Raw genomic sequence first — 22,495 nt, 5'->3', positions numbered from 1 at the left:
GCTCAGCCCTGTTCGTGCAGCCGTTTTGCAATCGCCCGGTGCAGGTCTGGAGCAGCAGTGACCAGCGCCTTGGCCGCCTCGGACTGCGGGTGGTCGAGCACTTCGTTCGTCCTGCCGCGCTCGACGATCTTGCCATCATGCATGACCATCACCTCGTCGGTGATGGCGCGGGCGACGGTCAGATCATGGGTGATGAACAGATAGGCGATGCCGAGTTTTTGGTTGAGCTCGGCGAACAAATCGAGGATCTGCGCGCGGATCGAGACGTCGAGCGCCGAGACCGGCTCGTCGGCGACGACCAGCTTCGGCCGGGTGATGATGGCGCGGGCGATCGACAGGCGCTGGCGCTGGCCGCCCGAAAACTCGTGCGGGTATTTGTCCATGTCGCCTGGTGAGAGGCCGACCTCGTGCAGCGCATGCGCCACCATCTCGCGCCGCGCGGCGGGCGCCGGCTTCTTCTCCAGCACATGCAGCGGCTCGGCCACCAATCTCTCGACCTTCTGGCGTGGGTCGAACGAGCCGTACGGGTCCTGGAACACGACCTGCATGTCGCGCCGCGCCGGCTTCAGCTCCGCCTCGCTCTTGCCGGTGAGGGTATCGCCGCGGAAGCGGATCGTACCGGCCGTCGGCTTGTCCAGCGCCAGAACCATGCGGGCAAGCGTCGACTTGCCGCAGCCGGAACGCCCGACGAGCGCCACCGACTGGCCGGGCGCCATCGAGAAAGAAACATCGTCGACGGCGCGGATGGGAGCCCCTCGCTTGAGCAGCGATGTGCGCCGTGCCGGATAGTCGCGCGTCACGCTGTCTACCTCAACCAGAGGTTTTCCTTGGCCGACGCTGTGCCTAGCCCGCGCGGGTACATGCATCGAGGCCTGCGCCAGCTGGCGCGTATAGGGATGAAGCTGTCCGGACAGAATGCGCGCCGTGTCGCCGGCCTCCATCACCTCGCCGTGGCGCAGGATGGTGATGCGGTCCGCCATCTCGGTCACCACGGCGAGGTCGTGCGAGATAAGCAGCAGCCCCATGCGGTTTTCCGCTACGAGGTCGCGCAGCAGGTCGAGGATCTGCGCCTGCAGCACCACGTCGAGCGCGGTCGTCGGCTCGTCGGCAATCAGCAGCTTGGGTTTCAGCGCACAGGCGATGGCGATGACGACGCGCTGGCGCTGGCCGCCGGAGAGTTCGTGCGGATAACGCGACAGCGGGAACTGCGCTGCCGGCAGGCCGACCCGGTCCAGCATTTTTCGCGCCCGTTGCTCGGCGTCCGCGCGGCTCGCCCTGGTGTGCCAGCGAATACCCTCGGCAACCTGCTCGCCGATGGTCTTGACCGGGTTGAGCGCCGTCATCGGCTCCTGGAACACCATGCCGATGTCGTCGCCGCGCAGCGCGCACATCTGGTCCTCGCTCGCCGCCAGAATATCGATGCCGTCGAAGGTAACGCGTCCCGTGGCGTGCGCCGCCCAGGGCAGTAGCTGCATCACGGTGAGCGCCGTCATCGACTTGCCGGAGCCGGATTCGCCGACCAGCCCCATGACTTCGCCGGGCGCGACGGATAGCTCGACGTCTCTGAGGATGGGCGTGCCGCCGATGGTCAGCGATAGTCTCTCGATTTCGAGCAGGCTCATCGCTGCCGCCGCGACTTCGGATCGAGAATGTCGGCAATGCCGTCGCCAAGCAGGTTCAGGCCAAGCACGGTGATGACGATCGCCATGCCCGGAAAGATCGCCATCCACGGCGCCACCACCATGCGGGTCTGGGCGTCGAACAGCATGCGGCCCCAGCTCGGCATCGGCGGCTGGGTGCCCAGCCCGACATAGGAAAGCCCGGCTTCGGCCAGTATGCCCAGCGCGAACTGGATGGTGCCTTGCACCAGCAGCAGCGTGGCGATGTTGGGCAGCACATGTTCGATGCTGATCAGCGTCCTGCTCTTGCCGGCGGCGCGCGCGGCGAGGATGAATTCGCGCGGCCAGATCGCCAGGGCGCCGGCCCGGGCGACGCGCGCGAACACCGGGATGTTGAAGATGCCGATGGCAATGATGGCGTTGAACGCGCCCGGCCCGAAGATGGCGGTGATCATGATTGCCGAAAGCAGCGCCGGAAAGGCGAAGACCAGGTCGTTCAGCCGCATCAGCATGTCGTCGACGAAGCCGCCGCGCGCCGCGGCAAAGGCGCCGAGCGGCACGCCGATGCCCATGCCGATGCCGACCGCCACCAGCGCCACGGCAATCGAGTTGCGGGCGCCGACCATGATCATTGACAGGATGTCGCGACCGAAATGGTCGGTGCCGAACCAGTGCGCCAATGATGGCGCCTGGGTCTTGTCGGAAATGACAAGCCTGGTGACGTCGTAAGGCGTCCACAAGAAGGAGAGGATCGCGACCGCGGCCACCAGTGCGGTGACGACGAGGCCGGCGAGGAACGAACGGTTTCGAAACGCCTTGGCCAGGATGCCGGCAAGGTTCTCGTCGGGGATGTCGATGTGCAGCGTCATTGCCGGCCTTTCAGGCGCGGATCGACCACCGCATAGGAGAGATCGACAACGAAATTAACGATGATGACCGCGGCGACCAGCAGCATGACGACGCTCTCGACCACGATCAGGTCACGCTGGTTGATCGCCTGGAACACCAGCCGCCCGAGGCCGGGCAAATAGAAGACGTTTTCGATGATGATGGTGCCGGCAAGCAGGAAGGCGAATTGCAGGCCTAAAATGGTGACCACCGGGATCATGGCGTTGCGCAGTGCGTGCCGCCACAAGACAAGCCGGTAGGGCAGGCCCTTGGCGCGGGCGGTGCGGATGTAGTCCTCGTTCAGCACTTCGATCAGCGCCGAGCGGGTGACCCGGGCGAGGATCGCCGCCTGCGGCAGAGCGAGAGCGACTGCCGGCAGGAGCAGCGACTTCAGCGCCGGCCAGACACCGGCGCTCCAGCCGGGAAAACCGCCGCCCGGCACCAGCCGCAGCCAGACGGCGAACAGATAGATCAGCATCAGCGCGAACCAGAAGTTGGGCACGGCGACGCCAAGCTGGGCGGCGCCCATCGCGATCGTGTCGCCGGCCCGGCCGCGCCGGCTGGCGGAAAACAGCCCGACCGGGATGGCAATGACGGTGGACAGCGCCAGCGCCATCAGTGCCAGCGGCAGCGAGACGACGAGGCGCTCACGGACCAGATCGATGACCGGCACCGAATAGGTGTAGGAACGGCCGAAATCGAGGCTCAGCAAGCCGCCGGCCCAATGCAGATAGCGCAGCACGACGGGAGCATTGAGGCCCATCTGGTTGCGCAGCAATTCGATCTGGTCGGCGCTGGCGTTCAGGCCAAGCATCAGCCGCGCCGGGTCGCCGGGAATGATCTCCAGCACGGCAAAGACCACCATCGAGGCCAGAACCAGCGTGACGATGGCGATGGCGAGGCGCTTGAGGAGATAGGCGGTCATGAGCCGCCTGATGCAAGCACTGGGCGAAGCTTGCGTTCCCGCCCACCCCCCTCTGTCCTGCCGGACATCTCCCCCTCAAGGGGGGAGATTGGCAGTTTCCACGCCGGCACTGTCCTTGCAACGCTAGTGGTTAGCGAAAGCGGCGGTGAGGGCTCAATCTCCCCCCTTGAGGGGGAGATGTCCGGCAGGACAGAGGGGGGTGTGACGGAGTGCAATTTTCGCCTTTCTGTCAGCGATCAATCCGTCCACTTCACCTTGGTCAGGTCGTTGGCCTGGATCGGGGCATTTTCCCACAGGCCCTGCAGTTTGGCGTCCCAGACGCCGACCTTCGGCAATTCGTAGAGGAAGCCGACCACGGCGTCATCGGCCAGGACCTTCTGCGCCTCGCCGAGCAGCGTCGTGCGCTTGGCCTCGTCGGAGGTAAGGTTCAGCTCGTCGATGATCTTGTCGAAGGCCGGATTGTCGTAGTTGAAGTAATAGTCCTTACGCGAATAGATATCGATGTCGTTAGGCTCGGTATGGGAAACGATGGTCAGGTCGTAATCCTTCTTCGTGAAGACCTGGTCGAGCCATTGCGCCCATTCGACCGGGATGATCTCGAGATCGATGCCGATTTCGCGAAGCTCGGAGGCGATGATCTCGCCGCCAAGCCGCGCGTAGGAGGGCGGCGGCAGCTTCAGCGTCGCCTTGAACCCACTCTCCAGGCCGGCTTCCTTCAGCAATTCCTTGGCCTTCTCCACATTGTGCGGATAGAGGCCGGTGAGGTCGACATAGGCCTTGCTGGCGGGCGACATGTGCGAGCCGATCGGCACGCCGAGGCCGGCCGAGGCGCCGTCGATGATCGCCTTGCGATCGAGCGCAAAGGAAATAGCCTGCCTGACCTGCAGCTTGTCGAAGGGCGGCTTCTTGTTGTTGATCGACAGGATGGTTTCACCCTCGGTCGAGCCGATCACCACCTTGAAGCGCGGGTCGTCCTTGACCTGGGCGACGCTGTCGGGGTCGAAGAACGGAAAGGCCTGAACGTCGCCGGAAAGCAGCGCCGGAACGGCGGCGGCGGCATCCGGAATGATGCGGAACTCGGCCTTGTCGAGGAACACCGGGGCGCCCCAGTAATTGTCCGACTTGACCAGCGTGATCGACGAGCCCTTGGCCCAGTTCTGGAACTTGAACGGGCCGGTGCCAACAGGTTTTTCCTTGTTGGTGTCGGCTGTCTCAGGCGCGACGACAACCGCGTCGCCCCAGCCCATATTGTAGAGGAACGAGCCTTGCGGGTTCCTCAGCGTGACCTTCACCGTCGTGGGATCGACGACCTCGACCTTGTCGATGGCGGCGAACAGGCTCTTTTGCGCGTTGACGGAATTGCCGGCGCGGGCACGGTCAAGCGAGAATTTCACGTCGTCGGCGTTGAAGTCGCTGCCGTCATGGAATTTCACGCCGGTATGCAGCTTGAAAGTGTAGACCTTGCCGTCGTCGGAAATGCTCCAGCTTTCGGCGAGATCGGGCAGCACCTCGCCGTTCGGGCCGATGCGGGTCAGGCCCTCGAAGACATTGGCATAGAGTACCTCGTCGATTGCCGCGGCGGCACCCGCCGTCGGGTCGAGATGCGGGGGTTCGAGTGTAATGCCGATGACCAGGTCGGTGCGCGCGGCCATCGCCGAGGTTCCGGCGGCCAACGCCAGCGCCGCGGCGGCCAGAATGGTTTTCCACAATTTCATCGTGCAACTCCCCATATGCTAAAACACGTGCTCAAAACCCGGCGGATAGAAGCGTGAATTCGCCGCCGAGTAAATTGCGTTTCGTACCGTCCGCCGACGCCGGGAGGAATGTTTTTCCGCCCATGGCCGGATCATCGCGGGCCGGCGCCCCTCAGCAGAACGCCGAGGCCGATCGCCATCACCTTTGCCGAGTCCAGCATGTCGGCAATGCCGACCCATTCATCGGGCCGATGGGCGAGATCGAGGATGCCCGGGCCATAGGCGATGCAGTCATAGATGTGGCCGATGCGGGCGATGTGCTTCTGGTCGTAGGTGCCGGGCGAAATCACGTAATCCGGTTCGCGGTCGAATATCTCCATGATGCCTTGCGCGACCGCCTTCACCACCGGTGCGTCGCGCTCGGTCATCAGCGGCAGCACCTCCATCAGATCGCGGATTTCGTAGTCGAACTTTTTGCGCTCGCGCTTCAGCCGTTCCAGGATATCGGTCACCTCGCTCTTGACCGTAGCGAGATCCTCTTCGAGCAGGAAGCGGCGGTCGATTGTCAGCCGGCAGGAATCAGGCACGTTGGGCGAGGGCAGGCCGGGCCGGAAATCCTCCGTCTGGCCGCCATGGATCGAGTTGATGTTCATGGTCGAGCGTTTTGCGCCTTCGGGCACGACCGGCATGCGCGTCATCTTGCGGTCGAGCGCCGGAAACAGCTCATCCTCGAAGGCCCGCAGCACGGCGCCCATATGGCGCACTGCGTTGTCGCCGAGGAACGGCATCGAGCCGTGCGCGATCTCGCCCTTGGTCTCGATCTCCGCCCACCAGACGCCGCGATGGCCAAGGCAGATGCGATCCTTGTTGAGCGGCTCGGGAATGATGACGTGGTCGACCTTCGGCCTGGAGAAATAGCCGAGCTTGGCCAGATGCGCGACGCCGCCAAAGCCGCCGGACTCCTCGTCGACCGTGCCTGAAATCTCGATGGCGCCGGGAAAATCGGGAAAGACCTCCATGAAGGCTTCAGCGGCGATGATCGAGGCGGCAAGCCCGCCTTTCATGTCGCATGCGCCGCGGCCATAGACCTTGCCATCCCTGACGATGCCGGCGAACGGATCGAGGCTCCAGCCGTCGCCGGGCTCGACCACGTCGATATGCGAATTGAAATGCACGCAAGCACCCGGCGCCCGACCATCGAAACGGGCGACGACGTTGACGCGCGGATAACGGTCAGTGTCGCCGGGCGTGCCTTCGGCACGGATGAATTCGATCTCAAAACCACGCTTCTTCAGCCGCGCGCCGATATATTCGGCACATGGCCGATAGGCTTCGCCGGGCGGATTGATGGTCGGAAAGCGGATCAGATCCGCAGTCAGTGCAACCAGATCATCGGCCCGGTCATCGATAGCCTTGAGGAGCCGTTCGTTCGGTTCGTTCATTCGGCGAATTGAGCAGCGGATGAGGGGGTTTTGCAAGCCCGATGGCGAATTGCGAGGCGATTGCGTGTCGTTACGGCAACTATTGCGGGAAATCGTTCAAATTCGCTGCTTTGGATTGGTGAAATCGTCAGGGAGTAGGTGTTAGCTCGCTGGCTTGCCATCAAAACGCTGGAGAACAGCGTGAGGGCAGGCAGGCAAGGGGCATCAAAGGGGTTTGATTGCATGAAAAACACTGTTCTCATGGCAGCGGCATTGATGGCGATGCTGTTCGGTTCGTCGTTCGATAGCCGGGCGGCCAGCCTGGTCGCGAACATCGACATATCCTCACAGACGATGACAGTAAGATACGGGCTTTCGTATTACCGGTGGAGCGTTTCCACCGCCCGCAAAGGCTACATCACGCCGCGCGGCAGCTATCGCCCACAGCGGACGGCCCGGATGTGGTATTCGCGCAAATACGACATGTCGCCGATGCCCTATTCGGTGTTCTTCCGCGGCGGCTATGCTATCCACGGCACCGGCGCGATCCGGCAATTGGGACGCCCGGCATCGCATGGCTGTGTGCGCCTCCACCCCAGCAACGCCGCCGCATTCTATTCGATGGTGCGCAAAGCCGGCTTCGGCAATACGCGGATCCTCGTGACGAATTAGGGCCTGCTCCTCGGCCCGCAATAAAAAACCCGCCGGAGCGGCGGGTTCGTCGGGGCCAAATAGCACCATACCGAAATTAGTAGCATAGCTGCCGGCACAAAGCAAGAACAAAATAGCGCCTGTGCCCAAAAGATCGTTCCGCTCAGGCGGCTTTGTCGCGCACTGTCGCCGGCCGACGCTTTTTGCGACCGCTGATCTCCCAGCGCTTGTGGAACCACATCCACTGGCCGGGGTCTTCTCGCACCCAGCGCTCGACCACGTCGTTGAGAAGCTGGGTGGTGGCGCGGACGTCGACACTGCCGCCGGCGGTGCGCGGCAAGGTGAGCTTGTCCTCGATCTCGAGCCGGAAACGGTTGTTGGGCAGGCGCACGCAGCGCGCCGGGTAGACATCGCAATCGTAGTGCCGCGCCAGGGTGCCGAGAACCCGGTTGCTCTCGCAGGGGCGGCCGAAGAATGTCGTCTCGAGCCCGCCCGTGAATTTCTGGTCGACCAGCACGCCGATATTGCCGCCTTTCTCGAGGATGGCCGCAAGTGCGAACGAGGCACCGGTCGAAGACGGCAGCAGCGATCCCATGCTCGAGCGGCGGGTCGAGAGGATGTAGTCGGCGAGGTAAGGGTTGTTGGGCGGGCGAAAGAGCGCCGTGATGTTCATGCCGAAGGTCGCCGCTGCCACTGGCAGCAGCTCGAAATTCCCGAGATGCCCAGTGAAGACGATATGCGGCTTGTCCTCGCCGGCAATGCGCACGAAATGCTCCACGCCCTTGACCTCGACACGGCCCGGCTTCGTCGCAGTGGGATCGTAGTCGAACAAAGCATCGAGAAAGATGTATTCGGTGGCCAGGCGGGCCATGTTGCCCCACATGTCGGAAGCGATCGCCTCGATCTCGGCATCGCTCTTTTCCGGATAGGCCTTGCGCAGATTGTCGACAGCAACCTGATGGCGCGCTACCCAAGGGCCGATGCGGCGGGCAGCGCGGTCGGCGAAATTGAGCGCCCTGTCGGGCGGCAGCAGGCGCAGCGCGGCGATGATGATCATCGCGACGCGCGCGACCAGCCAGTAGTTGAACTGGCGAAGCCGCCTGCCATAGCGGAATCCCACGTCCCTGCGGATCTTCCTGAAGGCGTTGCCGATCATTTCAGCCGACGCGCAGGATGATCTTGCCGAAGACGTCGCGGCCTTCCATGCGCTTCAGCGCCGCATCGATTCCGTCGAAGCCAACCTCGGTGTCGATCACCGGCGCGACCAGGCCCGCCGCCATCTTCTGCATGGCGTCAGCCATGTTTTCCATGCGGCAGCCGAACGAGCCTAGCAGCTTCAGCTGCTGCTGGAACAACTGCATCAAATTGATCTGCGTCGACACGCCGGAGGTCGAGCCGCAGGTGACCAGCCGACCGCCGCGTTTGAGGCACAGCATCGAGGCGGCAAAGGTGTCGGCGCCGACATGCTCGAACACCACGTCGACGCCCTTCTTCTTGGTCAGCTTGCGCACGACGCCTTCGAAGCGGTCGTCGCGGTAATTGATGACGTGGTCGGCGCCGAGCGCCTTGGCCTTGTCGATCTTGTCGTTCGAGCCGACGGTGGTGATGACCGTGCAGCCCATCTTCTTGGCCAGCTGAATCGCGGCGGAGCCGATGCCGGAGCCGCCGGCATGGACCAGTATCGTCTCGCCGGGCTGCAGCCGGGCATTGTCGAACAGCATGTGCTCGACCGTGCCGAAGGTGACAGGCGCCACCGCCGCGCCGATTTCGCTCACGCCGGGCGGAGCTGGGACCAGAAGGCGCGCCGGCAGGTTGATCTTTTCCTGCGCAAAGCCGTCGAGATGGAAGCCGTGCACGCCCGAAACATGCTCGCAGAGATTGTCGCGGCCTTCGCGGCAGGCGCGGCAAAGACCGCAGGTGCGGGCGCCATAGATCGACACCAATTGCCCGGTCACAAGGCTGGAAACGCCTGGGCCGACCGCCTCGACCTCGCCCGAGGCCTCGGCGCCGACAACCAGCGGCAGCTTGCGCTTGGCGAAGGCCATGCCGCGCCAGCCCCAGACATCGATATGGTTCAGCGCCACGGCCTTGATGCGCAGCGTCACCTCGCCGAGCAAAGGCGGCGGCGGCGGCGGCAGGTCCATCGTTTCAAGGCGGCGGTCCTCGATAAGTTGCAATGCGCGCATGGTGCCTGTCGGTTCAGTCTGGCTGAAAAAGGTCGCTTAGACCGGTTCCCGCGCCATGACAAGGCAGGTGTTCTGGCCGCCGAAGCCGAAGGAGTTCGACAGGACCGTGCCGACCTCGGCGTTGCGCTTGGTGTTCGGCACCACGTCGAGCACGATTGCCGGGTCGGGATTGTCGTAGTTGATGGTCGGCGGAATGACGCTTTCGCGCATCGTCATCAGCGAAAATGCGGCCTCGACGGCACCGGCAGCCGATAGGGTGTGGCCGATCATCGACTTGTTCGACGAGACCGGCATTGACGAGATCCGCTCGCCGAACACCGTCGACAGCGACAAATGCTCCATCTTGTCGTTTTCGGGCGTCGAGGTGCCATGGGCGTTGACATAATCGATCCCGTTCTCACTCAAGCCGGCATCGGCAAGGGCGGCGCGCACCGCCGCGATCGCCGGTGAACCGTCCGGCTTGGAGCGGGTGCGATGGAAGTCGTCGGCCTTTTCGCCGCAGCCGCGCAATATGCCGAGAACGGTGGCACCGCGGGCAAGAGCTGCCTCCAGCGATTCCAGCACAAGGGCGCCCGAGCCTTCGGCGAGCACGAAGCCGTCGCGATCCTTGGAGAAGGGTTTTGAGGCCTTTTCGGGGATGTCGTTATGGGTCGAGAGCGCCGATAGAAGCGAGAAGCGGATCAGCGCCTCGGCGGTCGCCGAGCCGTCGGCGCCGATCGACAGCGCCCTGTCGCATTCGCCGCGGCGGATCGCCTCGACGCCGAGCTGGATCGCCGTGGCGCCCGAAGCGCAGGCTGTCGACAGCGTGATCGGCAGGCCGCGCGTTCCGAAACGGTCGGCAAGCCGGTCGGCAATCGAGCCGAACTGGGTGGTCTCGAAAATGTCGAGTTCCCTGAGGCCGCGCGCTACCCGCAGCAGCCTTTCGGCGCCGGAATCGTGCCTGTCTGAATTATTGGGCTTGTCGGAATTGTAGAGCGAAAAGCGCTCGCTCCAGTCGAGCTCGACCGGCGGCGAAGCGAGGAACAGCGGTCCGCCGAAATCGCCGGCATCGAGGCCTGCCTCCGACATCGCTTCCTGGGCGGCGGTTTCGGCAAGCTCATAGGTGAGGAGACTGGCGCCCTTGGAGCTCGACGGCAGGAAATCGACCATGCCGGAGATGCGGGTGTTGAGATGATCGACCGGGAAGCGGGTGATCGGATGGATGCCGGATTTGCCTGACGTAAGTGCCGCCCAATTGTCGGCTTTGCCGACACCGAGCGACGTCACCACGCCGATGCCGGTGACGGCGACGATGGGCCTGCCCATGTGGTCGTTCAGATTGGCCATTTGTTGTCCAAAAACCTGTTTCTCTTGGAGCGTCGGATCGCCCGAAAACCGCGCCACACGTTTCGGTCCGATGCTCTAGGCGGCTTTGATCAGCGCCATGCCCTCGAATTGGTGATAGCCGATCGCCGTTGCAAGGATGGTCTTCGGGACACCGGCAAACGGTTTTTCGACTGTGGCGTCGAAGACAGGGTAGGCGGCCTTGCGGTCGACAGCCAGGGCCGCCAGCGCGACGGCAAAGGGGAACTGCGCTTCCTTCATGTGACCGGTCAGCGTCGAAAAGCCGCGTGCGGCGATCGCCGGATTGGCGTCGAGCGCCGATTTCTCGGCGGCGGTCGCGGCATGGGCGCCCGAAGCGCCGGAGATCGCCAGCAGTTCGCCATTCGGCAATGCGGCCTGCTTCAGCAGCGCGGCGATCTCGCCATCGAGTTCGCCCCGCCGGCGCCTGGCGCGGCCGGACAGGATCGGGCCGAGTTCCGCATAGATCTTCCGGCCACGGCTTTCCGCATGCTCGCGCTGCTCCAGGACGAGAAACGCGCCGCCGGATCCGGTCACCACGCCGCCGCCCTCGGCACCTTGCCTTTGCCAGACCGGCGTCCACGGACCGCGATGCAGGTAGCCGGCCAGTTCATAGCCGAGCAGCATGTCGGAGTGTTCGGTCTGGAAAGCGCCGCCGACCAGTATATGCGTCGACTGGCCGGAGCGGATGCGCGCGGCCGCCGTCTCGACAGCGGCAACGCCGGCACCTTCCTCGCCCATGAAGGTGCGCGACGATCCCGTCACCTTGTGGACGATCGAGATGTTGCCGGCGAGCAGGTTGGAGAGCTGTGCCAGAAACAGCGTCGGGCGCAATTCCGTGGTCAGCTTCTCGTTGAGCAGCACGTCGCGGTCATTGCGGCTTTCCGATGCCGCGAGAATGGCCGCGTCGACCGCCTCGTCGCGCTCGCCGCCGCCGGCGGCCACCACCATGTCCATGGTCGCGCAGAGTTCGTCATTGCCCTTGATGCCGGCATCGTCGAGCGCAAGGCCGGCCGCATAGGTGCCGAGCCTCTGCCAGGTCTCCATCTGCCGCTGGTCGCCACGCTTGGCGATCTGCAGGTTCCAGTCGATCTCCGGCAGCGGGTGGACCGTATAGGGCGAGAAGCGCGAGGCCTCCAGAACCGGTTCAAGGCGCGGCTGGACGAGCTTTTGCCAATGCGCATCCGGACCCTCGCCCAACGACGAGACAAGGCCGATGCCTGATATGACGACGTCGCGGGGGTTCATGGGCGGCTGTTGTGGGTGAGGGCGCGGCAAGCGCTGTGCTTAGATGGCGTTCTTGGCGGCGACGAGCGCGTCGATCTTGGCGCACAGGTTCTTCATGACGAAATAGTCGTCGGTCGAGGCCTTGCCGTCGTTGACCTCCTGCGTCCACTTTTCCAACGGCACCTTGATGCCGAATTCCTTGTCGATGGCAAAGACGATGTCGAGGAAGTCGAGGCTGTCTATGCCGAGATCGTCGATGGTGTGGCTTTCGGGCGTGATCGTCTCGATGTCGATCTCGCTGGTGTCGGCGATGATCTTGGCGACTTTGTCGAACGTGGTGGACAAGGGCTTTTCCTTCGATTGCGGGCGGAATCTGTCCGCATGTGTTTTGGGCTGTCTAATCGGTTTTTCCGGGCAGGAAAAGGCCTGATACGCCGGGCGCAGATGGGATTGCTGCCCAGGCAGAGCAAGATGAGATCGGAATCCAACCACGGCTTCTCGTGGCAGTGGCATTTCGGCAACACCTATCTCGCTCGACGCGAGGAGCGACCGGCCCGGTCAGAAGGTAACGCGGCCGAGCACGCGCAGTCCGTCGCCTTGCGGCTCGACGACCACGGCTTCGCCTTCGCGCGGCGAGATGCCGGTCAATTCCTTGATGTCTTCGAGATGCGTGACCATGACCAGATTGTCGGAGCCGGAATAGCCGCGGATCTCTGCCAGGATCGCAGCGATCTGAGCGGCCTTCTCCTTTTCGTCGGTCTTCAGCAGGTCAAGCGGTGCGAACGGCTCCGGCTCGCTTTCGAAAGCGATGCGGGCGGTCTCGAGGCAGCGGCAATAACGGCTGGACAGCACGCGCTCGACCGGTGCCGCGCGGGCGCCAAACAGCGCGCCGATCTTGCGCGCCTGTTGCTTGCCGCGCTCCGAGAGATTGACCTGGGTGGTGCATTTGCCGAGGTCGAAATTGGCCGCATCGGTGGTGCCTGTGACCATGGCATGGCGAAGCAGCACGACATGCCCGCCGTCGCGCAGCAGCGCCCAGCCGGCTTCCGTCGCATGGGCTGTGGCGGAAACGGCAAGCAACAGCAGCGCCAGCACAAATCGAAGCATCAGACATCCTTTTCGGGTGACCGGCAGGCAGGTCCCCGGTGACCGGCATATAGGGACGGCAAAGCCGGCTGAAAGACAAGCCGAGTGCAACCTGCGGCCGAGACGCCTATTTCTTCGCTATCTGCTTCTTCACCAGATCGATCTTGCGGTCGGTCAGCGGGATGGGGAGTGTATAGCCAGCATCGGTAAAGCCCTGCTTGGCGTTCTCGAAGAATTCGATCGCCTTTTGGTATTCGGCATTGCCACCGCCATAGCTGCCGCGGTTCCAGTGGACGTCGCCGAGATTGTTCTGCTCGAAGGCCCATTGCATCGGCTGGCTTTCGCGGGTGAAGACCTTGAGCGTTGCCTCGAAGGCGGCTTCGGCTTCGTCCAGATATTTGCCGGTGCGTTCGAGATTGCCTAGATTGATCAGGCTCATGCCGATGCCGTTCTGCGCGTTCGCCCAGTCGACGGGCGAGGTCTCGAAGGTCAGCACCTCCAGCGCTGCCCGGCGCGCGGCGATCGAAGCGGCCAGTTTGCGGGGATCGGCCTCGCTCATGCTCAGCCATTGCAGCGCCGAGCCTAGACCGGCCTGCGCCAGTGCCCATTGCCGCGGCGTCGTCTCGCGCTTGTATTCGCGAAGTGCATCGCGATAGGCCTCGATCGCCTCCTCGTAATGCACCGGCTTGTCGGTCACGCCGCCGAGCAGTTGCAGCGTGTTGCCGAGATTGTAGTGGGTCATCGCCCAGTCGAGCGGAAACTCCTTCTTGGTGTAGACGCGCCGTGCCGCCCGGTATGCGGCCGCCGATTGCTCAAGCCTGGCAGGATCGCGCGTGCGCTGGCCGAGCGTCTGGTAGATCGAGCCGAGATTGTTCTCCGCCGAAGCCCAATCCGTCGGAAAACGTTGGCGTGTGAATATGGTCAGCGCGTCGCCATAGGCGGCAGCCGCCTCTTCGAGCAGGCCGGTGCCGAGATCGAAACGGGCAGCACTGCTCAGCGCGTTACCCAGATTGAGACGGCTGCTCGCCCAGGAGAGCGGGAAGGTGTCGCGTGTGCGGATTTCGAGCGCGGCGCGGAATGCCGCGGCTGCCTCGTCGATTTTTGCCTTGTCGTTGCGTTGCGTGCCGAGAGACACCAGCGTGTTGCCGAGATTGTTCTGGACCATCGCCCACTGAACGGGCGCCTTTTCGCGCGTGTATTCTTCAAGCGCCAGCCGGTAGGCGGCCTCGGCCTCGGTCAGGCGCTCGCCGTCCGGTTCGCGCTCCGAAAGCGCGTAAAGCGCAAGGCCAAGGTTGCTTTGCGAGGCGGCCCAGTCCAGCGGGACTTTGTCGCGGGGCCGCTTCTCCAGCGTGGCGCGCATCGCCACCACCGCCTCATTCAGGCGTTTCGGGTCGCTCTCGCGTTCGCCGATCTTCAACAGCACATTGGCCAGGTTGTTCTGGGCCGCGGCCCAGTTGATGTCGTCCTTCTCGCGCTCGAACACGGCAAGCGAATCGCGAAAGATTTTCGCTGCCTCTTCCAGCCGGTCGGTTTCGCGCTCGCGCTCGCCGATCGTCTGCAGCACCACCGCCATGTTGTTGCGGGTGATCGCCCAGTCGCGGTTCTGCTCGCCATTGGGGATGAAGTTCAGGATGACGCGGTAGGCGTCGATAGCGTGCTGCAGCGCTTGCCTGTCGCCGGTGGCGTTGCCATGCGCGTTGAGCGCTTCCGCCTCCTGGTTCTTGTAGTTCCAGCGCAGCCTGTCGTCCCATCTCTCGACCAGCGAGAAGGCCTCGCCGTAGTCGTTGGCGGCCGACAGATAGTCGAAGACCAGCGCCGAAGCGTCGGCGCGCCTGGCATAGATCGCCGCGTCGGCAAGACGCTTCTGCCTGACCAGATCCTCTGCCCGATCGACCACGCCGCTGGCCTGCTCGACCCGGCCCACCGCCTGGTCGAGGAAGTTGCGCGCGGTGACGATGGCGCCCTGGCCGATCGCTTTGTCGGCCGAGGCGACGAGGCGGCTGATCTCGGGGTCGTCGGTGCGCAGCGCGTTGCGCTCGGAGATCATCTTCTTCAGGCGCTCGGCCTGCGCATCGAGCAGCTTTTGCAGGTCGGTGGGGTCCTCCGGCATCTTTTCGGTGCCGAGCGCCTTCAGCACGCCATAAAGCGCGTCGAGCGGCACGCCGTCCTGCAGCGAGGCCAGTTCGACCTGTGCCCGCTTGGGGTTCGGCAACTCGGCGATCGTCAGCAGCAATTGCCGCCGCTCGCCGGTGATCAGGTCGTCGTCGCCGGTCGGCTCCTGCGGTGCAACGCCGAAATAGAGCAGCCGGCGCAGGCTTTCATTGACCCATGGCCGCTGCCTTGCCTTGGTGTCGAGATAGACCTCCTCGGTCACCATGCGCATGACCGAGCCGAACTCGGTGCCCTTCATTGCCGCTAGGTGGCGCAGAAGTGCCGCTGCGTAGGGGCTGTTTTCGCCGACGATGCCGTCGAGTGCCGGCCGCCCCGGCTCGGCGGCAAAGCCGATCACCGTTCCCAGATTTTCCGTCGCGGTCGCGTTTGCCAGTGCCCTGGCACCGCGCACCGGCTCCAATCCGCCGGCGCTGATCGGCGAGGCCGAGGCCGTCGGCGCCCGGCGCAGCACCGCATCCGCCGGAAACGGGTTGGTGCGGCAGGCATCGAGCAACATGATCGTTACCGGCACGGTCGTCTTCAATTCGTCCATGACGGCGGAGATCGGCACCAGGGCCTGATCGGCGTCCTTCAATGAAGAAACGTCGGCGTCGACCGGCACCAGATAGTTTTCGCCGCCGGCCTCGATGCCGTGGCCGGAATAGTAGATCAAGGCGACGTCGGCGTCCTCTGCATCCTCGGCGAAACGCTCGAGGTCGCGCTTCAGCTTTGCCGTGTCGCGGTCGGTTACACTGCGCGCGTCGAAGCCGAGGTCGGTCAGCATCTTGGCGATGTCGCGGGCGTCGTTGGCGGGGTTGGGAAGAGCCGCTATGTGCTGGTATTTCGACTGGCCGACGATCAGCGCCACACCCTTGAGGCTCGCCGGCTCCGCGGCATGAGCCGAGGTCACCACGAGGCAAAGCATGGCGCCGACGAAAGCCGTCAGCCACGCCTGCTTGAAGAAGTGCTGATTTCCGACAAGGCCCATTCGCCGCGTGTCCCCCGACAACCCTGTATAGCGCTGGCATCCAACCATGAGCAAATTCGGGCAAGATCCGAGCGGCCGGATTGTTGGCCGGTACATTCGCGAGGGAAGGGCGATTGCGCCGCCGCCGGGGCTCGCCTATCACGGGAAAAATGTCTCCGCTTACCGAAACCGTCCTCTTCGTTTTCAGTCTTGTCGGGCTCGGCTATCTTGCCGGGTTGACCGGTTATTTGAAGCCGGCGAGCGGCGAGGGCGTATCCGAATTCGCCATCAACGTGGCAATGCCGCTTTTGCTGTTCCAGACCATGGTAAAGGCCGATTTCCACGGCGTGGCGCCGTGGTCGCTATGGGGGGCTTATTTCGCGGCGGTCGCGCTTACCTGGGCTGCCGGCCATCTGGTCATTACGCGCATTTTCGGACGAGACGCCCGCGCCGGCGTCGTCGGCGGCGTATCGTCGTCCTACTCCAACGTCGTCCTGCTCGGCGCGCCCTTCATGATCGGCGTGTTCGGGCCGGCCGGGTTCGAAGTGCTGTCACTGCTCGTCTCCATTCACCTGCCGGTGATGATGATGGCCTCGATCATCCTGTTCGAGATGTTCGGCCGCGGCGGCAGCGAGCCTGTGCATCCGCTCCGCGTCGTCAGGAGCTTTCTCAGGAGGGTATTCATCAATCCGCTGATCATCGGCATACTGGCCGGGCTGGCGTGGCGCTTCACCGGTGCGCCGCTGCCGGTGCTTGCGACGCGGCTGAGCGACGCGCTGGCCGGCACGGCCGCCCCGGTGGCGCTGTTCGCCATGGGGCTCAGCCTGCGCCGTTTCGGCATTTCCGGCAATGTAAGGCCGGCGCTGGCGCTGTCGGCGCTGAAACTGTTCCTGATGCCGGCGCTGGTTCTCGGCCTGGTCTGGCTGATCGGCCTGCCGCCATTGACGGCCAAGGTGGCGGTCATGGTTGCGGCGTTGCCGTCCGGCATCAATTCCTATCTCATCGCGGTGCAGTTCAACACCGGCCAGGCGCTGGCGTCGAACCAGATGACCATCGCCACCGCCTGTGCGGTCGTGACCACTGCGTTTTGGCTGACCGTGGTCGTCCATGTTTTTGGATAAGAGCCCGGGTTTTTGGATAAGAACCCGGCTGCATCGCTCTCGCTTTGGCTGGCCCAAACCCTATATGCCATCTTGTGATTGCTTGCGGGGCTTGCCCTGGGCTAAGAGCAGTGGCTCTAGCGATGCTATCGCGCACGTCCATTCACGAAATCAGCGACCGGCCCGCCAGGTGCCGAACGGAGGCGAGATCATGCTTCAGAAAACCAGCCATTTCATGCGGCAGGCCAATCTCATCAATGGCGAATGGGTGCAGGCCGATTCAGGCCAGACGGTCGACGTCAACAATCCTGCCACCGGCCTCAAGATCGGCACCGTGCCGAAGTCGGGCAAGGCCGAGACCCGCCGCGCCATCGAGGCCGCCGACGCTGCCTTCAAGACATGGCGCAAGACCACCGCGCTCGAACGCTCGAAGCTGTTGCGCAAGCTGCACGACGCGATGATGGACAATCAGGACGTGCTGGCCGAACTGCTGACCATCGAGCAGGGCAAGTCGCTGTTCGAATCGAAGGGCGAGATCGGCTCGGCCGCGTCCTACATATTGTGGTTCGCCGAAGAAGGCCGCCGCACTTATGGCGACGTCGTGCCGTCGCCCTGGGCGGACCGCCGTATCCTGGTGACCAAGGAACCGGTCGGCGTCATCGCCGCTATTACGCCATGGAATTTCCCGTCCTCGATGCTGGCCCGCAAGCTCGGTCCGGCGCTTGCCGCCGGCTGTACCGCCGTGGTTAAGCCGGCGTCGCAGACGCCTTACTCCGGCCTTGCCTGGGGCGCGCTTGCCGAGGAAGTCGGCTTCCCCAAAGGCGTGATCAATATCCTGACCGGCGCCGCCGGTGAGATCGGCGACGAGATCTGTGCCAACCCGCTGGTCAAGAAGATCACCTTCACCGGCTCGACCGAGGTCGGCAAGATCCTGATCCAGAAGTCGTCGGTGACCGTCAAGAAAGTGTCGATGGAGCTCGGTGGCAATGCGCCGTTCATCGTCTTCGACGACGCCGACATCGAGCGGGCCGTCGCTGGCGCCATCACCGCCAAGTACCGCAATTCCGGCCAGACCTGCGTCTGCACCAACCGCTTCCTGGTGCAGGCCGGCATCTATGACCAGTTCGTCGAAAAGTTGGCTGCCGCGAGCGACGGCCTGAAGGTCGGTTCCGGCCTCGAAGACGGCGTCCAGCAGGGGCCGCTGATCGACGAAAAGGCGGTGGAGAAGGTCGAGGAGCTGATTGCCGACGCTACCGCCAAGGGCGGCAAGGTCGTCGCCGGCGGCAAGCGCCACGCGCTCGGCGGCTCGTTCTTCCAGCCGACGGTGATCGCCAATGCGACGCCGAGGATGCGCTTCATGAAGGAAGAGATCTTTGGCCCGGTAGCGCCGGTGTTCAAGTTCGAGACCGAGGAAGAGGCCGTGGCACTCGCCAACGACACCGAATTCGGCCTGGCCTGCTACTTCTACACCGGCGATCTCGGCCGCGCCTTCCGGGTCATGGAAGGGCTCAAATACGGCATGGTCGGCGTCAATGAAGGGCTCATCACCACCCCTGAGGCGCCGTTCGGCGGCGTCAAGGAATCGGGCCTCGGCAAGGAAGGCGGCCATCAGGGCATCGAGGACTATCTCGACACCAAATATGTCTGCATCGGCGGACTTGGTCTCTAGAAGCCTCATGCGGTAATACCGAAAAAGACCCTGAGCCGCTTCGGAAAAGGCCAGGCTGGCGTCGAGCAACGAACTTGCGAGCATGGCGATGAAGGACGGCGAGGTTTTCGGCACGACGCAGGCGGGCGAGGAAGTCCGCCGTTTCACCATTCGTGGCGGCGGCCTTACCGCCAATATTATCGGCCTGGGTGCGATCATCCAGGATCTGCACCTGGCCGGGCACGAGGCGCCATTGGTGCTCGGCTATGATCGTTTCGAGCACTATGAGACGGATACCGCCTTCTTCGGCACTGTCGTCGGGCGCTATGCCAACCGTATCCGCGACGGCCGCTTCACGCTTGCCGGCAAACGCTACCAGACCGAGCGCAATTTCCTCGAAAAGCACACGCTGCATGGCGGTTCGCAAGGTTTTTCGCGCCGTGCCTGGGCGGTTTCGCTGCATGGCAGGGATTTTGTCACGCTGACATTGCACGACCCGGACGGCATGATGGGCTTTCCCGGCGCGCTCGACGTGACCTGCACCTACCGGCTCAAGATCCCCGGCACGCTCAGCGTCGAACTGACCGCCACCTGCGAGGAGCCGACGCTCTGCAATCTCACCCAGCATTCCTATTTCAACCTGGACGACGGCGGCGCCGGCGACATTCTCGATCACCGGTTGATGCTGAATGCCGGCGCCTATCTGCCGGTCGACGCGGATCTCATTCCGACAGGCACGGTAAAGCCGGTCGACGGCACACCTTTCGACTTTCGCCAGGCGCGGCCGCTGCGCATGGAGACCGAGGGCGAGCAACTCCCCTACGACCAGAATTTCTGCCTCGCTTCGACGCGCGGGCCGCTGAAGCAGGCGTCGTGGGCGCAAGGCGCGAATTCCGGCGTCGAGATGGAACTCTGGACCACCGAGCCAGGTGTCCAGCTCTATACCGGCCAGTATCTGGCACCTTCCTCGCCTGGACTGGGCGGACGCCAGTACAAGGCCTTTTCGGGCTTCTGCCTGGAGCCGCAAATCTGGCCGGATGCGCCGAACCGGCCGTATTTCCCGCAAGCCACGCTGTGGCCGGGCCAGATCTATCATCACGTGACGGAATACCGGTTCAGGCTGCCTTAGGGCATGACCCCCGGAAACCGGCATGGTTTTGCTGCGCTGACCTCCGGTTCGGAAAGGATCATGCAAAATTCAAAGTGTTATAGCGTCCTTTGCGCGTCCATGACGCGCGGCGCTCTGGAGTCAAAACGCAATCACTCTGAACGACCGACTTCGAACCCTCTCGGACCTTTGACGCCGAGAGCCCTGACGACGCAAGTTGACCCGTTGAAGACGTTCATCCGCACCCGGTCGAAAGTCAGGAACGGCTGACGAGCGGTCATTCACCGCGCGGCCAACGGCGCGTTCTGGCTCCGATGCTTCCATGGGTGTAGGGTTGTGCCATAAAGAGGCGCATATGGCGGTTCCCCCTCTCAATCGGAAGCTGCTGGCGATCCTGGCGGCCGATATGGTTGGCTACTCGAAGGCGATGGAGGCCGATGAGGCCGGAACCATTGAGCGATTGAAAACCGTTCGTTCCGAGGTGTTCGACCCCGCCATCTCCCAGCACCATGGCCGCGTCGTCAAGTTGATGGGCGATGGCGCGCTTGTCGCCTTCGAAAGCGTGGTCGACGCAGTCGCCTGCGCAGCGGAAATCCAAAGCGCGGCGGCCGCGCGCAATGAAGGTCTGCCAGAGCCTGAGCGCATCGTGTTCCGCATCGGGGTCAATCTGGGCGACGTTGCGCTGGTTGACGGCGATGTCTATGGCGACGGCGTCAATGTCGCCGCGCGGTTGCAGCAACTCGCTGAGCCGGGCGGCGTGATCGTATCGGGCACGGCCTTTGACCATCTGCAGGGCAAGCTTGATTTGCCCCTCGATTTCGCCGGCGAGCAGCAGGTCAAGAACATCAGCCGCCCCGTGCGGATGTACCGACTGAGGCTCGATGGCAAGCGGGTGCGTTGGACCTTACGCAAGGCGATGCCGCGCTGGACCAGGACGACTGCAGCGGCCATCGTCGTGCTGGCTCTGGCGGGTGGAGGGACCTGGTGGTTCTTTCAGCCCGCGCCGCTGGGGGCCAAGCCATCGGTCGCGGTGCTGCCCTTCAATAACTATGGCGGCGACGAGGCCACCGGGCGTTTGGCCGATGGCTTGACTGAGGATATCATAACCGACCTCGCGCGGTTTCCCGAACTTGAGGTCGTGGCCCGGAATTCGACGGAAGTTTACAAAGGCAAGCCGGTGGATGCCCGCCAGGTAGCAAGTGCGCTCCATGTCGGCTTCGTACTAGAAGGCTCTATCCAGCGGCAAAATGGGCGGGTGCGGGTCACCGCGCAGTTGATCGATGCACAAACCGGCAACCATCTTTGGTCGGATCGTTGGGACCGGCCTGCTGAGGACGTTTTCGCCGTCCAGACCGAGATCGCAGAGCAAGTCACCAACCGTCTGGGCGGCGGCGTAGGGTTGATTCAGGCGGCCGGGCGGGCCGCGGCCAAACGTAAACGACCTGAAAACCTGAATGCTTATGATTATTATCTGCTCGGGACCGAGAAGATTGAAAAGATCACCATAGCGGATGAGGAGGAGGCCATCGCGCTTCTCAACCGCGCCGTTGAGCTGGACCCCGGGCTGGCCCGGGCCTGGGTAGAACTTTATCATGCTCATGGTATATTGGCTGGCTTCGGTATCAATCCCGAGAGCGAGATCAAGGCGGCTGCCGATGTGGCCGAACGCGCGGTGCAGCTCGATCCAAGTGACGCTGAGGCACACGCCGTGTTTGGTATGAGCCTCAGCCAGAAGGGCGACAACGCCCGCGCCAAGGCTGAGCTGGACACGGCCCTTCGTCTAGCTCCCGGTTCGTCCGAAATCCTGACATTCTATACCGGCTTTGCGGCACGCTTCAATGAACCCGAACGCGGCGCTCAGATGGTCGACCAAGTAATGCGGCTCGACCCGAACTACCCGATGTGGACGTCCAACTTCTTCGCCCCTGCCTATTTTATGGCCGGCCGATATGAGGACGCGTTGAAGATGCTGGAGCGCATGACGCCTAACAACTACGACAAGTGGAAGTGGGTGGTGCTTAGCAGCTCCCTTGCGGCTCTGGGTCGAATGGATGAGGCGAATGCTTCGGTTAGGGAAACTCTCAAGCAGTACCCGGACCTGACCGTCGAGAGCATGATTAATGAAGTGGGCTTGAGCACTAAAGAGCGCAGCCGGTTTATTGAAACAATGCCGCTCGCCGGCTTTCCGGCTTGCGCCAAGCCCGAGGCGCTGGCGAAACTCGCCAAACCTGTGCGATTGTCGGAATGCGAGGCGGGGGAGGCGAAGCCTCTCGGGCAGCCATAGAACACCCCTGTGCAAAGAAAGGCGAGGGCCGCTGCTCGCCAGCGCGCGAACGGCGCGCGTTGCCAGGAACGACCGCTGTGCATCGAAAGCGACAGTTCACTGGCCAAACGATGAATGGCGGCAAGTGGCGCTTAAATTTGGATCCTTATCGGCTGCCGGAGAGCCAATCGCTCTCGAGTGCAGGCACTCCAGTGGAGTC

Annotated in this window: 17 protein-coding genes; 5 read left to right on the top strand and 12 right to left on the bottom strand. The window is 63.5% G+C overall.

Annotated features, from left to right (window positions below):
• Positions 1-2 precede the first annotated feature (2 nt).
• From NKI67_RS06055 to NKI67_RS06035, 5 genes are all read right to left on the bottom strand, one after another.
• A complete protein-coding gene (locus NKI67_RS06055; RefSeq protein WP_352644760.1) occupies positions 3-1,622 on the bottom strand; it encodes an ABC transporter ATP-binding protein in 1,620 nt (539 codons plus the stop codon).
• Positions 1,619-2,488: an ABC transporter permease gene (locus tag NKI67_RS06050; protein ID WP_352644758.1), complete on the bottom strand. Its 870-nt coding sequence runs from the start codon at positions 2,486-2,488 to the stop codon at positions 1,619-1,621. The genes NKI67_RS06055 and NKI67_RS06050 overlap by 4 nt, the downstream gene beginning before the upstream one ends.
• Positions 2,485-3,432 (bottom strand): ABC transporter permease, encoded by a 948-nt coding sequence (locus tag NKI67_RS06045; protein ID WP_352644756.1) that lies wholly within the window; start codon positions 3,430-3,432, stop codon positions 2,485-2,487. The genes NKI67_RS06050 and NKI67_RS06045 overlap by 4 nt, the downstream gene beginning before the upstream one ends.
• Before the next feature lie 236 nt (positions 3,433-3,668).
• Complete coding sequence (locus NKI67_RS06040) at positions 3,669-5,147, bottom strand: ABC transporter substrate-binding protein (protein WP_352644754.1); 1,479 nt, start codon at positions 5,145-5,147, stop codon at positions 3,669-3,671.
• Positions 5,148-5,278: 131 nt separating this feature from the next.
• Positions 5,279-6,568: an acetylornithine deacetylase/succinyl-diaminopimelate desuccinylase family protein gene (locus NKI67_RS06035; protein ID WP_352529775.1), complete on the bottom strand. Its 1,290-nt coding sequence runs from the start codon at positions 6,566-6,568 to the stop codon at positions 5,279-5,281.
• Between the two features lie 222 nt (positions 6,569-6,790).
• Here NKI67_RS06035 and NKI67_RS06030 point away from each other — a divergent pair, with 222 nt between their 5' ends.
• Complete coding sequence (locus NKI67_RS06030; RefSeq protein ID WP_352644889.1) at positions 6,791-7,219, top strand: L,D-transpeptidase; 429 nt, start codon at positions 6,791-6,793, stop codon at positions 7,217-7,219.
• A 142-nt stretch (positions 7,220-7,361) separates the two neighbouring features.
• Here NKI67_RS06030 and NKI67_RS06025 read toward each other — a convergent pair whose 3' ends face one another.
• From NKI67_RS06025 to NKI67_RS05995, 7 genes are all read right to left on the bottom strand, one after another.
• Positions 7,362-8,354: a lipid A biosynthesis lauroyl acyltransferase gene (locus NKI67_RS06025; RefSeq protein ID WP_352644752.1), complete on the bottom strand. Its 993-nt coding sequence runs from the start codon at positions 8,352-8,354 to the stop codon at positions 7,362-7,364.
• 1 nt (position 8,355) lies between these two features.
• Complete coding sequence (locus NKI67_RS06020) at positions 8,356-9,384, bottom strand: zinc-binding dehydrogenase (protein WP_352568924.1); 1,029 nt, start codon at positions 9,382-9,384, stop codon at positions 8,356-8,358.
• Positions 9,385-9,420: 36 nt separating this feature from the next.
• The gene (locus NKI67_RS06015) at positions 9,421-10,710 is read right to left on the bottom strand and encodes a beta-ketoacyl-ACP synthase (RefSeq protein ID WP_352568923.1); all 1,290 of its coding nucleotides are present in this window, start codon (positions 10,708-10,710) and stop codon (positions 9,421-9,423) included.
• Positions 10,711-10,785: 75 nt separating this feature from the next.
• The gene (locus tag NKI67_RS06010) at positions 10,786-11,973 is read right to left on the bottom strand and encodes a beta-ketoacyl-ACP synthase (protein ID WP_352568922.1); all 1,188 of its coding nucleotides are present in this window, start codon (positions 11,971-11,973) and stop codon (positions 10,786-10,788) included.
• Between the two features lie 39 nt (positions 11,974-12,012).
• Positions 12,013-12,297 (bottom strand): acyl carrier protein, encoded by a 285-nt coding sequence (locus NKI67_RS06005; RefSeq protein ID WP_023676462.1) that lies wholly within the window; start codon positions 12,295-12,297, stop codon positions 12,013-12,015.
• 213 nt (positions 12,298-12,510) lie between these two features.
• Entirely contained in the window at positions 12,511-13,059 is a 549-nt protein-coding gene (locus tag NKI67_RS06000) for a histidine phosphatase family protein (protein WP_023676461.1), read from the bottom strand.
• Between the two features lie 106 nt (positions 13,060-13,165).
• Positions 13,166-16,177, bottom strand: coding sequence for a caspase family protein (locus NKI67_RS05995; protein WP_352505777.1), 3,012 nt, complete (start codon positions 16,175-16,177; stop codon positions 13,166-13,168).
• A 149-nt stretch (positions 16,178-16,326) separates the two neighbouring features.
• On the opposite strand from NKI67_RS05995, the gene NKI67_RS05990 reads away from it, so the two are divergent.
• The 4 genes from NKI67_RS05990 (at position 16,327) to NKI67_RS05975 (ending at position 22,296) form a co-directional block, all read left to right on the top strand.
• Positions 16,327-17,277, top strand: a complete 951-nt coding sequence (locus NKI67_RS05990) for an AEC family transporter (protein WP_352624606.1) — start codon at positions 16,327-16,329, stop codon at positions 17,275-17,277.
• A gap of 190 nt (positions 17,278-17,467) precedes the next feature.
• Positions 17,468-18,925, top strand: coding sequence for an NAD-dependent succinate-semialdehyde dehydrogenase (locus NKI67_RS05985; RefSeq protein ID WP_352644749.1), 1,458 nt, complete (start codon positions 17,468-17,470; stop codon positions 18,923-18,925).
• Positions 18,926-19,007: 82 nt separating this feature from the next.
• Positions 19,008-20,033 (top strand): aldose epimerase family protein, encoded by a 1,026-nt coding sequence (locus tag NKI67_RS05980; RefSeq protein ID WP_352470329.1) that lies wholly within the window; start codon positions 19,008-19,010, stop codon positions 20,031-20,033.
• A gap of 334 nt (positions 20,034-20,367) precedes the next feature.
• A complete protein-coding gene (locus NKI67_RS05975) occupies positions 20,368-22,296 on the top strand; it encodes an adenylate/guanylate cyclase domain-containing protein (RefSeq protein ID WP_352635583.1) in 1,929 nt (642 codons plus the stop codon).
• Positions 22,297-22,495: the final 199 nt, after the last annotated feature.

This window comes from Mesorhizobium sp. M0408, from assembly GCF_040321495.1.
In the GTDB taxonomy this organism is placed as follows: domain Bacteria; phylum Pseudomonadota; class Alphaproteobacteria; order Rhizobiales; family Rhizobiaceae; genus Mesorhizobium.
Note: the sequence above shows the minus strand (reverse complement) of the source record. Positions and strands in the feature narration are given on the sequence as shown.